Consider the following 12,778-nt stretch of genomic DNA (forward strand, 5'->3'; position numbering starts at 1 on the left):
GCACCTCCGAGCCTCATCATGTCGAACGCGACGCTCCGCACCGCGGCTCGAGCCACCGCCGTGCTCTCGCTGCTGGTCTTGCTGACGGGCTGCCCCGAGGAGCCCGAGACCCAGCCACGCCCACCCGAGCCTGCGACCTGGCAGGTCGTGCTCGACGAAGAGGACCTGAGCGGAGCGCTGCTCTCGGTGTGGGGTGCAGGCCCCACGGAGCTGTTCGTGGTCGGCGGGCCTCTGGGCAACTCGGGCTTCGAGACCCAGGCGCTCCGGTACGATGGCACGCGATGGCATGATCTCGCGCCGGGTGGTGAAGAGACCCTGTGGTGGGTCTCGGGCATCACGGCGACCGAGGTCTGGATGGTGGGCGAGAAAGGCCGCATCCTGCGCTGGGATGGGGCTTCCTTCACCGAGCAGGACTCCGGTACGAGCGCGACCCTGTGGGGGGTGCATGCGTTCTCGCCGACGGACGTGTGGGCCGTCGGGGGGACGCCCGGCAAGGGCCTCGACGCGCCGAACGACATCGTCCTGCGCTGGGATGGCGCGGCATGGACGCCGGAGCCCCTGCCCGGCGTCCCGTTGGGGCGAGCCCTCTACAAGGTCTGGGGCACCAGCGCCGAGGACCTTCACGTGGTCGGCGAGGCGGGGACCCTCTGGCACCGCGGTCCGAGCGGGTGGACGTTGCAGTCGGACCCCGAGCTTGCGCGTGGCACGCTGTTCACGGTGCATGGGTGCGGCGCGTCGGAGGTTTACGCCGTCGGTGGTCAAGACGTGCTGCGGTGGGATGGGAGCGCGTGGGCGCGCGAACCCGTCGAGCTACCCAACACGGTCAATGGCGTCAGCTGCGGGGCCCCGGGTGAGGTGGCGCTCGTGGGGTTCGGAGGTCTGAAGCACCGGCTCGTCGATGGCGTCTGGCTGAACGAGCAAGCGGAGGAGCCATTCAGCGATCTTCACGCCGTGTGGGCTGCTGGAAATGGTGACTACTGGGCCGTTGGGGGGGACTTTCTCACCAAGCCCAGCCCCGGGACCCGTCGCCGGGGGGTGGTCGGCCGGTTCGGCTCGGGCCAGGTCCCCACCGAGATCACGCCGCGCTGAAGCGCTGCTCTGATGAGCAGTATGACGGCCTCGCCCAAGACCACGTGAACCCCTGAAGGGATCTGCTGCCGCGGAGACTTTTCGGGGGAGTCGACCGGGAGACCACGCGATTCGACCGGTCACGTCCGTGACCGCGTGAGCGCTGCGGGGGTCGGGAGTCGGTTCACCGATCGCCCTGCCAGAGGCGGTCGCGGTGAGGCCCTGGTTCCGCTCGCTGGGGCAGCGGGAGCGGAGGGGGCGGCTCGGTTCGTCGCATCCCCACCGGACCGACGAAGGGCAGGTGGATGGGTGCATCGGCTGACCTGAAGGCGGTGCTGGTCGAGGGGCGCGAGCTTCGCCGGCGCCTGGGAGTCGGCGCGCGCTGATGGGGGGGTGGCTCGCGAGACATGGTCGCATCAACGGCCGACGGGGGCAGGTCCAGGGCGAGACATGGTCGCATCAACGGCCGACGGGGGCAGGTTCAGGGTGAGACAAGGTCGCATCAGCGGCTGATGGGGCCTGTTTCGCCGGAAACCTGGGGGGCTGGCCCGAAATCCGCGTCATCCCGCCTGGACGCCGCACTCTGGACGGACACGACATGGTGTTCCAGAAGCCAAGCTCGGGGTTCTGGCGAGTGACCCCGGGTGCGTTCCTGCACGTCGAGGCCACCACGGGATGGGAGGCAAATGGCCTCGAGCCCGTCGGGGGTGGGGGAGGGCCCATCGATCGATGGTCCGGGAAAATCGTCAGAGAGGCGCGTCGTCAGAATGAAGTGAACGGGGGGGTTGGCCGTCCGATTGCAAGGGCCAAGCTCGCTCGTCAAAATGGGCCCCACCCATCAGGAGACCTGACCACCATGCGACGCATTGCTCAGCTTGTTCTCGGTTCGCTTGCCATCGTCGGTTCGCTGTTCGCTTCATCCACCGCGTCTGCGGGCATCAGCGCTTGCGGGAACATCAATGTTTCCGCTGAAGCACGATGCGAGGTGGTGGTTGAAGGGGGCTGCACGGCGCGCTGCACCCCCATCAGCTTCGAGGCGGCTTGCTACGGCAGGTGCGACGGCCGCTGCACCGCCTCCGTCAGCGCCGAGTGTACGGCCGACTGTTCGGCTTCATGTCAGGCGGAGTGCAACGTCAATCCCGGCAGCTTCGACTGCGAGGGGACGTGCCGGGGCAACTGCCAAGCCGACTGCAGCGGTCGGTGCGCGGCCGAGGGAGGCTCGGCGGACTGCGAGGCCGCATGCAAGGCGAACTGCGGCGGCGAGTGCAACGTGCAGTGCTCGGGTCAGCCGCCCAGCGCCGACTGCAACGCGCAGTGCAGCGCGTGCTGCTCCGGAGAGTGCCGGGCCGAGGCAAACTTCGACTGCCAGGTGAGCTGCCAGGGCGGCTGCACCGCCGAGCTGGAGGGCGGCTGTCAGGTGCAGTGCACGCGGCCAGACGGAGCCCTCTTCTGCGACGGGCAGTTCGTGGATGCCGGCAACAACCTGAAGGAGTGCGTCGCCGCCCTCAACCGCCTTCTCAACCTCAAGGTGCAGGGCTACGCGGATGCGTCATGCTCTGGAAATTCCTGCGAGGCGGAGGCGGGTGTGAGCGTGAGCGCGTGCTCGGTCCCCGCCGTGGGCAGCGACCTGGATGAACGCGGGCTCGTCGCGGTCGCCGCAGGGCTCGGCCTGGCCATGGTCGTGCGCCGCCGCCGCCGCGGCTGAGCACGCAGAAGGATTCCCTCGAAGCACGTCCCGGTGAGCGTGTTCTTCACGTACGCCGGGACGCGTTCCTGCGCGGGCGGCGCCACCGTCGTGTACAGTTCGCGGCCGCGCATGTCGAACTCCCGACTTCGACGTCTGCTCGTCTCTCTCAGCTTCGTGGGCGCCGTCGCGTGTGAAGCCGGCTCGCCAGCGCCTCCCCCCGCTGGCGCGCCAGCCCACTCCGTCACACAGGTCCCCGCCGAGTCGCTCACCGCTTCGGCGTCATCGCCTCTCGAAGCGCCAGCGGTCCTCCCCGTGTCGGTGGCCGCGCCATCCCCCTCGGAGCCTCCGCCGGAGCTGACCGGGGGAGGCAAGCGCGCGGTGCGCGGTGATGCCGGCCTCGTCACCTCGGTCGAACCTCACGCCACGCGGGCAGGCCTCGAGGTGCTCCGCAAAGGCGGGAACGCCGTCGATGCGGCCGTCGCCGTGGCCTTCGCCCTCGCCGTCACCCATCCCAGCGCCGGCAACCTCGGAGGGGGCGGGTTCATGGTGATCCGACGCGCCAGCGGAGAGTCTCACACCATCGACTTCCGGGAGACGGCGCCAGCGGCCGCCACGACTGGAGGGATCCTGGCGATGGTCAAGAAGGGGGCTTACGGCTACCCGGCCACGGCGGTCCCCGGCACGGTTGCTGGGCTCGAGCTGGCACACCAGCGCTTCGGCTCGCGCCCCTGGTCCGAACTCGTCGCCCCCGCCACCGCGCTAGCCCGCGAGGGTCATCGGCTGGGCGCACGTCAGGCCCTGGTTCTCGGCTGGGCCTGGTCTCGTCTCCAGCAGGACCGCGCAGCACGTGCGATCTGGGGCCGCCAGGGAAAACCGGTCCAGAAGGGCGACCTGGTGAAACAACCGGACCTCTCACGCACGCTGGAGGCGATTGCCAGCGAGGGAGCGCGCGCATTCTACGAGGGGCCGATCGCGAAGAAGATCGCGGTCGCGATGGCCGCCCACCGTGGCCTGGTCACCGAGGAAGACCTGCGGAGCTATCGAGCCAAACTGCGCGCGCCGCTGCGCTTCACCTACCGTGGCTTCACGGTGGACACGATGGGGCCTCCGTCGATGGGTGGCATCGCGTTCGCCCAGATCATGCGCGTGCTCGAACGCGCAAAGGCCCACGAGGCGCCCGCAGGGTCGGGTCTTTCCCACCACCTCTTCGCAGAAGCCGCGCGACGCGCATATTCGGATCGTCGTCGCGCCAGCGCCGATCCCGATTTCAGCCCTGGCGCTCAGCCTCTGCTCGCGACGCTGCTCGACGACGGCTACCTCGAGGCGCGACGACCTCTTCTCGATCGAGAGCGCGCCACGCCATCCGTCGACATCGCCGTGCCGCCCGAGCCCGAGCCCCTGGAGTCACAGCAGACGACGCACTTCTCGGTCGTGGATGCTCAGGGCAACGCTGTCGCCTGCACGGTCACCCTCTCGGCCGGGTTTGGCGCAAAGGTCGTTGTCCCAGGGACGGGGGTCATCTTCAGCAACGCGCTCGCGGCGTTCTCTCCGACGGGTACGAACACCGTGGCTCCGGGCAAGCGCATGCAGAGTTCCATGTCGCCCGCGATCGTCTCCCGAAGCGGGCACCTCGCGCTGGTGCTCGGATCGCCCGGTGGCGACACGATTCCGAACACCCTGGCGCAGGTCTTCAGGAACCTGGTGGACCATGGAATGACGGTGGACGAGGCCGTGGAGAGCCCACGGGTTCACCACCAGTGGCTCCCAGACCGACTACGGATCGAGCGGAACAACCCGCCTTCTCGGTCCGCACTGGAGGATCTGCGCCGCCGTGGTCATGCGCTGCACCTGGACGCGATGCCGATCGGGCATGCCAACAGCATCCTGGTCGACGCATCGGGGACCGCGTGGGGGCACGCCGACAGCCGCGAGGGGGGGATCGCCGAGGGCCACGCTCCTGCTCAAGCTGCCCCCAAGCGGTAACGGGCCGCAGCCGTCTCCGCTTCCCAGGTGGCAGAGGGCGCCTCCTCCCCATCATGACGCTTCGGTCGAACCACCACGACCGGACAGGGCGCATTTCGCGCGATGCGCTCCGCCGTGCAGCCCCCGAGCAAACGCTGGAGGAGACTGGTCGGGTGCGTGCCGATCACGATCAGATCCGCGTCCAGCTCCTCGGCGAGCCCGACGATCGCACGGTCGGCCGGTCCCACGCGGAAGTGCATGGCCATCAACCGGGCTTGTCCGTTGGCCGACTGGTGCTGGAGCACGCGGAGGCTCGGCGTGGACAGGGGCGCGGTGGAGACGCTGTGCGTCGCAACGTCCCGTACGGCAGGCGCGACCCGTCGAGGGCCCACCACCACCGCGTGGATCTCGGTCTCACCCCGCATGTCGGCCAGATCGAAGGCGAAACGCCAGGCTCTGCCGCCGGGCTCCGACAGGTCCATGGCGACCACCACGATGTAGGGTCTGACACAGCGCACGCGCCGTCCGCTCGGCAAGGGCACGGAGTCGGCGCACAACCTGGAAGGTGGCGACGTCGAACTTGCTTCGTCCCGCATCGTTGTCTCAATTTTCTTGCGAGAGGGGCCAGCCGCAAGCCCACCCCGTTCGCACTCGGGTCGATCCCTGGACCGCGAGCGCTCTCACGAGGTCCTCGCTTGACAGGCCTGCCGCGTCCCCGCAGCGTCCCACGGCATGCTTTCGCGCTACACACCGCCCGAATTCGCGACCCTCTGGTCCAGCACGACGCGCTACACGACGTGGCTCGCCGTCGAGCTCGCCGCCTGCGAAGCCATGGAAGAGGCGGACCTCGTCCCGGGCGGCACGGCCAGCGCGATCCGTGCCCAGCAGCTCACGTTGCAGCCAGTGCGGATCGAGGAGATCGAGAAGACGGTCAAGCACGACGTCATCGCCTTCCTCACCCATGTCGAAGAGCTCGCCGGCCCTCAGGCGCGCTGGCTCCACCGGGGGATGACGTCGAGTGACGTCCTCGACACCAGCCTCGCCGTGCTGCTCGTCGAGGCTTCCAGGCTGCTCGAGGTCCGGCTCGAAGCGCTCTGCCAGGCGCTCTCGCGGCGCGCCGATGAACATCGCCACACGCCCATGCTCGGCCGCAGCCACGGAATCGCCGCCGAGCCGCTGACGTTCGGCATCGTCCTCGCCGGTCACCTGGCGGAGATGCGACGGTGCCTCGCGCGCCTGCGCGCAGCACGCGACGAGATCGCGGTCGGAAAGATCGCAGGGGCCGTGGGGACCTACGCGCATCTCGATCCGAGCATCGAGGAACGCGCGCTCGCGGCGCTGGGCCTCCGCCCCGAGACCGTCTCCACGCAGGTGGTGGCGCGTGATCGCCATGCCGCCTTCTTCTCGACGCTGGCGATCGTCGCTGCGGGGGTCGAGAGGTTCGCCACGAACGTCCGTCACTGGCAGCGGTCCGAGGTGGGAGAGGCCGAGGAGCGGTTCACGGTGGGGCAGAAGGGATCGAGTGCGATGCCACACAAGCGCAATCCCATCCTCAGCGAGAATCTGTGCGGTCTCTCCCGGCTCGTTCGCGCCGCCGTCGTCCCTGCGCTCGAGGACGTCGCGCTCTGGCACGAGCGGGACATCTCCCATTCCTCGGTCGAGCGCGCGATCGCGCCCGACGCCACCTCGCTGCTGGGGTTCATGCTTGAGCGGGCCACGAGCATCGTCGAAGGCCTGGTCGTCTACCCCGAGGCGATGCAGCGCAACCTGGACCGCGTGGGAGAGCTGTTCTTCAGCGAGGCCGTCATGCTGGCCCTGGTGAGCACCGGCCTGCCTCGACAGAGCGCCTACGAGCTGGTGCAGCGATCGGCCATGCGCGCCATCCATGGAGAGGGGCGCTTCCGTGATCTGCTCGGGGCCGATCCGGACGTGAGCCGCAGGCTGTCCAGCGATGCGCTGGGGCGCTGCTTCGATCTAGCGCACGCGCTCGCTCACGCGGACGCGATCATCGATCGGGCGCTGAAGACCTGAGCTGCGTTCTCCGCGCGGCTTGGTGGGCGGTGAACCGTCCAGGGGAAGGGGGAGGGCGGCCGCGTGTCACTCGGCTGGCTTCTTCAGTCGCCTTCGGCCCAGCGTGTGGGGCGCGTCCTCAACGTTCGAACCCCGAGCTCGTCGCACCACGCTTCGAACCGATGACGGGGCACGCCGCGGTGTCGCAGCGCATCGAGTTCCTCGCGGAGAGGAACATCGGTGACGAGGGTGGCCAGCCGACGGTAGAGCAGCGCGGCGTCGCGCTGCTCGGCGAGCGTCTTCGCAAGCCTCTCGGCGCCGCGCACGGAAGCAGGCCACTCCTTTGGGGAGGCGGGGATCCCTTCGAGATGGCCGAACGCCGACAGCAGCGCCGCCGCAGTCTTTTCTCCGATCCCGGGCACGCCCGGGATCCCATCCGCTTCGTCGCCGGTCAGGGCGAGGAAATCCGCGACCTGATCCGGCCTCACGCCGCGTGTCTGGCGCAGGGTGGACTCGTCGATCTCACGCTTCCGAGTGCGGTCGACCTGGACCACCCGGTGACCTTCGAGGCACTGCCCCAGGTCCTTGTCTGGCGTCAGGATCCTCACCTGCGTCACCGCCTCGCGGAACCGAGTCGCGGCCGTGGCGAGCGCGTCGTCCGCTTCGAAGCGGTCCATCGACCAGACGACGATACCGAGCGCGCGGACCGCGGATTCCACCTGATCGAACTGCGCGAGGAGCGCCGGGTCGACACCGTCGTCCGTCTTGTACCCCTGGAAGAGATCGTTGCGGAACGATCGGATGGGGTTGTCGAAGGCGACGGCGAGGTGCGTCACCGCCTCGGCTTCTTCGTGCAGGAGGGCGAGCAACGACGAGGCGACGCCCACCGTGGCCTTCACGTCCTGTCCATCCGGGGAACGGAGCGGCGGGCGCTTGGAGTAATGCGCTCGAAACAGCTCGTACGTGCCATCGATGAGGTGCAGGCGCATGGCTAGCTCCGTCGTTGCCTTCGCGTGCGGAGTGCGAGGCCGAGCGCGGCTGCGAGCGAGAGCAAGTAGGGCTTCGGATCGGAGCCCGTGTCACTCCCGATCACGCTGCAGCCGCAGCCGTCGGGGTTGACCACCAGGGGGTCTCCCGGGCCGCTGCCACCCGTCCCGGGCTCGCCGCTGGGGCCGCAGCTCCCGCCATCCTCCACGATCGTCGGGAAGGGGCTGTTGGTGATGCCAGAGAACGCGATGTCGTCGATCTGCCAGCCCTCATCACCCACGGCCTGGTCTGTGCCGATGCGGAAGCGAACCTGGACCGTCCGGCCAGCGAGCGTCGTCCCCAGATCGAACCGCATGTCGTTGTATTGAGGCCATGCAGGGCTCTCGTCGACGAACCCACGGCGGTTCGCGAGGGGGTTCCCGGACAGGTCCGTGATCCGGCCCGGGTAGCCTGGATCCGTGTACTGACCGAGGTCGCTCCAGGTCGCACCGCCGTCGGTGCTGAGTTCGATCACGGCGCCGTCCCACGCCGTCGACTCGCTGAACTCGAATTTGAACGCGTGCTTGAACGCGATCACGAAGGGCTGATCGGAGCTCACGATCAGGTCAGGTGACACGAGGCTGGTGTCCGAGATGGCACCGAAGTCGATGCCACGCCAGTGGTGGTTGCTGGCGCCTTCCTGCCGCTCGCGATACCAGACAGCGTCGACCGAGCCTTCTGGCGTCCAGGAGACGTCCTCGCTCTCGACGTCGTCGGTGCGGCTGCTGTTGGCAACCACGTCGTAGTGGACCTTGCGGAGCAGTGACTGCGAGCGCTGGGGGGCGCAGGTCTCGGCGCTCGTGAGCGTCACGTCCAGCAGCACGTCCTCGGGCGCCACGACGGTGCTGTCGAGCGCGATCTCGACAGTCGCCACGGCCGAGGAGAAGGGGGGAACGGTCGCGAACTGGGCGGTGGATCCGCTGGGGAAGCGGACGCCAGGGTGGATCGTCGAGAGGTCGACGCGCGCATCGGTGAGTTCGGCCACCCCCGTGTTCAGGATCTCGACGGTGACCCGCCCCGTCTCGTTCCGGTCGAGGATGCCGTCGTTGTCGCAGGACTCGATGCCGTCATCGAGGGTGATGGCATGAATGCTGAAATTCGGCCGGATGTCATAATCCTCCACCACGCCGTTGAGGTTGGAGGAGCCCTTCGAGGGAGAGACTGCGCACGTCCCGGCGCCGCGGCGGGCAAAGCCTCGGGCAAGGGCGACGAGGTCCGTCGTGTCGTTCGCTGCGGCAGCCGCGAGGATGGCGTCGCGCTGCTCCGTGAACGTCGGCTCCACGGGAGCCAGCTTCATCCCGGCGACGATGTAGTCGCCCATCCGTCGCTTGGCTTCGGCGAAGGGGTGGGCCTGCAGCAGGCCGACGTAGGCGTCGAACAGCATCGACGTCCAGACCTCTCCTGCGTTGTGGACCGAGGCGTTGCTCCCGAAGTTGAGGATCGGATGATTGCTCGGCAGTGGCTCCCCGTTGGCGATGTGGCGGAACGTGAGCCCGTTGAATCCGAAGTTGTGCGAGTACGGCGCGCGGCGAATCCCGAAGTAAGCGTCCTCGAGGGCAGCGGTCGCGTAGACCGCGAGAGGGAAGGCGCCGGAGACGTCGTGCTGCTCATCGAGAAGCATGTGGAGCGCCACGAAATCACCCCAGCCTTCGCTCTGGGCACCGCACTGCGTCGCTCCGCAGGCAACGAGCCGGTGATGGAGGTAGTGACCCCACTCGTGCGCGACGATGCTGTTGTCGATGGTGCCGTCCCGGGTCGGGGAGCCTTGCCGCGACAGGTTGACCGTCACCTGGCCAGCTTGCAGCGCCGACTTCAAGGCCGCGCCGTTCGCTTGCGAGACGCTGACCACCGGGATGTTCACGCTGGCGTCCCCGGACATAGCCATCGGCGGCCCGCCCTGCTCGTTGTTGGCGATGAGCACGGCCACCGCCCCGGCGTTCCGTGCGGCGATCGCCTTGCTCGTGAACGTACAGTTGCCCCGATCGATGAGCGCCACATTCCCTGCCACCTGAGCGGCGTTCACCAGCGCCGTGCAGGCGTCGGTCAGGGTGCCTGCCCCGTCATTCACCAGGACGAGGGGAGCGTTGATGTCGAAGGTCGACAGGCTGAACTCGGCCACCTCGTTGGGCAGGCTGGCGTTCAGGGGTTGAACCGACAGAGAGGCGGATCCCCCCGACGATCGCCACACATACATCTGCATGATGGGGCTGTCCCCTTCCGCAAAGGTCTGCATGTTGGCGTTGTCGGTGCCGCTGTAGTCCTGCGCTTCCGCGAGCAGGGCGTCACCTCCCAGGCCTCCGCGGCCATAGTTGTCGTTCTGCGCGTTCCCGGACGCCTCGTCGAACCCCGAGTCGTAGTACCAGTCGTGAAGGAAGTTGTTCACGAAGAAGAGCTGCGTGACCGAGGCCATGATCTGGTCCTGGTTCACACGTGGGTCCGCGTTCACGTCGTAGGTGCGGTCGAAGGTCCGAGGGGATGTGATCGTCGCCCGGACGTCGCCGGCGCTGTAGCCGTCAGGGCTGTTCAGATCAGCGTAGGCGTCGACGTTGTTTCCCGAGGTCGTGGTCGCGGTGAGCGAGAGCCAGGGATCGAAGGTACCGTCCGGGTTGGTGTTGAAGCCATTGGTGTTGATCAGGACGGGGGCGGTGAAGCTGGGCGTGGAGCCATCGGGTGAGCCGGTCGGATGCGGCATGAAGTCCGCATGAGGGCCGGCCAGCGGGGTGGGCTCGCTACTCTCCTTAGCCCAGACCCGATAATCGAAGGCCTTGAGCGTCAGGTTCTGTCGGTAGAGCAGCCGCCCATCGCCGGCGGCGATGACATAGGCGTAGGCGGCTGGCTCGCTGCCGCTGCCAGCATCGCCGACGACCTCCAGGAAGTAAGCCGCTTGCAAGCGATCCGGGAGAGGGAAATAGACCTCCTTCACGCGAGCCGGCCGCGACAGGCGCAAGCCCGTCGTGGAGACGGCGGCCTCGCTGAGGTCGAAGTAGCGGTAGTCGCCCTTGGTCCTCTTCGTGTCGACGACCTGCCCTTCCGCAATCCTGGCACCGAAGAGATCATGGAGCGCCACCGCGATGGCCTGCTCTGGCGAGAGCTTGGCGCTGGCGTCTCGGCTGTAGCCGCTGACGGCCGACGGGTGCAGGTTGCCAGAGATCGCCACGAGCGACAGATCCCGCTTGAGCAGCACGTCGAGTTCGTTCCGGTGGACCTCGATGCCGTCCACACGCTGACGGAACGTCACGATGATGCCGCCACGTCCGGTGTCATGAACGCGCTCCACCTGCACCGTGGCCAGGGCCGCGGGAGAGAGCCGGTAGAGGTCCGCGTGGCGTTTCAAGTGCGCGCGAGCCGCTCTGGCGGGGGGACCAGCTTGCGGTGTTCGCACTGTCGAGGTCTCTGCTGCTCCCCAGACGAAGGTGGGCAGGCCATTGCGAGGGTCTGTCGCCGTCACGATGGCGCGAACCGTCGGATCGTTCGGTGCACCTGCTCGGACCATCGATGCCTCGACGGGTCGCTGAAAGGAAGCATCGAAGTTGGGCTGGGGAACGGCGTGAGCCTGGGACGCGGCCAGCAGGGGGGCCGTGAGGGCCGCGAGGCGGAGGGATCGTCGCATCGGTGACTCCAGTCGGACAGACAAGAACCCTGGGCCCAGTGTTCGGGCGGAGTTGCGAGGATTGGGGGCGTCGCACGCTCCAGGGCAAGGAGAGACTAATCTTGCGCCATGGCCGAGGGAAGAAGGCCCTCGGCCATGCGCTGCGTCACGAATGTGCTGCCGCACGCCGTCCGAAATGTTCGTCCCAACGCTCGAGCTCTGCCAGCACGCCACGGCCTGTGATCGTGGGGCGGGCGTTGTCGAGCAGCACCTTCGTTCCTTCGCGGTTGATCGTCCGGATCTGCTCGTAGCGCGCCTCGAAAGCCTCCGGCCGAGCCAGGGGATCGCGCGACTGGATCATCTGCTCGTAGAGACGAGCGACCGGCACGAAGGCATGCACGGCGAGGAGCACGCCGTGGAGCGGGCGAGGATCAGGGCGAACCGGCGAGGTGTAGAGTGGGGAAAAGGCGTTCTCCAGCACCGCGTCCAGCTCGAAGAGCGCGTTGATCTTGTTGTGGGAGAATTCGTGGATCAGGGCCTCGGTGAGGGTCATCACGCTGGGGTGGAGCGACATGTAGATGGTCCCCAGCGACTCCTGAAACGAAGCAGACATGTGCCTCTCCTCGTCGTATCCGACGGGCACGATCTGGTGCAGGAAGAGCTCCATCTCCCGACGTAGCTCCGGCATGTACCGATCGATGATGTCGAGCGCCGCTCGCAAGCGCTCGCGCCAGCTCTGGATGGGTCGTCCTCCGAGGGACACGGCATTCCCTTCCTTGTCGGGGTGCGCCTCGTCCATGGCGACAGGGTTGTTGTCGGCCAGGGCGAGGACCAGCCCGCGCTCGAGGGGATGGTACGGCGCGGTGACGCGGACGCCCTTTGCGCTCAGCGCCTCGACCGAACCGCGAGCCCAGCCATCGAGGGGCAGGGAGAGCGGTTCGTGGGCGCCGAAGCCGACCTTCATCCTCCCGTTCTGGAAGAGCAGCTCCGTCGTGTCGGCAGGGAGTTCGACCGAGGCCTGCGCGAGCAAGGAGACGAGTTGTCGCGGTGGGTGCTGCATCCGCGCGCTTCGAGGCATGGCCTCTTGCGCTGCCAGCTCGAGGTACAGGAGGCCGAGCAGCTCCGACAAGGCGGCCTCCGCGCGCGCGGCCGGAAGGCGACCAGGCCGGAGGCAGCGAATGAGGGCGCCCGCCGTGGGTCGGCGGACTGCGCTCGCGACAGCGCCCGGATGCTGCGCCAGCGCCAGCCGAATCCACGGCTGAAAAGAGGAGAGATCGGCGCGAACCCCTGGTGAAAGAGAGAGGCCGCGCCCCACCTGAGGCAACTCGCCGAGGGAGCGTCGGATGGCGCGGGACAGGATGTCGCGCGCCGTGTGCGAGCCCGGCTCGGGAATCGTGAGATCTCGAGGCGGAGCGAGGGGGGGCGGCGGCGACATG

8 protein-coding genes are annotated in these 12,778 nt (G+C 68.2%); 4 read left to right on the forward strand and 4 right to left on the reverse strand.

Annotation, left to right across the window (positions count from 1 at the left end):
- Window positions 1-18: 18 nt before the first annotated feature.
- The 3 genes from CMC5_RS03050 to ggt all read left to right on the forward strand — a co-directional run bounded on the left by CMC5_RS03050 (window position 19) and on the right by ggt (window position 4,738).
- Window positions 19-1,089, forward strand: a complete 1,071-nt coding sequence (locus tag CMC5_RS03050) for a hypothetical protein (RefSeq protein WP_050429002.1) — start codon at window positions 19-21, stop codon at window positions 1,087-1,089.
- 964 nt (window positions 1,090-2,053) lie between these two features.
- Window positions 2,054-2,773, forward strand: a complete 720-nt coding sequence (locus CMC5_RS03055; RefSeq protein WP_050429003.1) for a hypothetical protein — start codon at window positions 2,054-2,056, stop codon at window positions 2,771-2,773.
- A gap of 111 nt (window positions 2,774-2,884) precedes the next feature.
- The gene (ggt, locus tag CMC5_RS03060; RefSeq protein WP_050435684.1) at window positions 2,885-4,738 is read left to right on the forward strand and encodes a gamma-glutamyltransferase; all 1,854 of its coding nucleotides are present in this window, start codon (window positions 2,885-2,887) and stop codon (window positions 4,736-4,738) included.
- Here ggt and CMC5_RS03065 read toward each other — a convergent pair.
- A complete protein-coding gene (locus CMC5_RS03065; RefSeq protein WP_245678260.1) occupies window positions 4,717-5,235 on the reverse strand; it encodes a universal stress protein in 519 nt (172 codons plus the stop codon). The two genes, ggt and CMC5_RS03065, sit on opposite strands and share 22 nt — an antisense overlap.
- A gap of 214 nt (window positions 5,236-5,449) precedes the next feature.
- Between CMC5_RS03065 and purB the strand changes: the two genes are divergently transcribed.
- Window positions 5,450-6,748 (forward strand): adenylosuccinate lyase, encoded by a 1,299-nt coding sequence (purB, locus tag CMC5_RS03070; protein ID WP_050429004.1) that lies wholly within the window; start codon window positions 5,450-5,452, stop codon window positions 6,746-6,748.
- Window positions 6,749-6,831: 83 nt separating this feature from the next.
- On the opposite strand, the gene CMC5_RS03075 is transcribed toward purB, so the two are convergent.
- From CMC5_RS03075 to CMC5_RS03085, 3 genes are all read right to left on the reverse strand, one after another.
- On the reverse strand, window positions 6,832-7,716 hold the full coding sequence (locus CMC5_RS03075) for a 5'-3' exonuclease (RefSeq protein WP_050429005.1): 885 nt from the start codon (window positions 7,714-7,716) through the stop codon (window positions 6,832-6,834).
- A 2-nt stretch (window positions 7,717-7,718) separates the two neighbouring features.
- A complete protein-coding gene (locus tag CMC5_RS03080) occupies window positions 7,719-11,087 on the reverse strand; it encodes a M36 family metallopeptidase (protein ID WP_169796440.1) in 3,369 nt (1,122 codons plus the stop codon).
- 421 nt (window positions 11,088-11,508) lie between these two features.
- Window positions 11,509-12,777, reverse strand: a complete 1,269-nt coding sequence (locus CMC5_RS03085; protein ID WP_050429007.1) for an aKG-HExxH-type peptide beta-hydroxylase — start codon at window positions 12,775-12,777, stop codon at window positions 11,509-11,511.
- Window position 12,778: the final 1 nt, after the last annotated feature.

It is taken from the genome of Chondromyces crocatus (assembly GCF_001189295.1).
Lineage (GTDB): Bacteria > Myxococcota_A > Polyangia > Polyangiales > Polyangiaceae > Chondromyces > Chondromyces crocatus.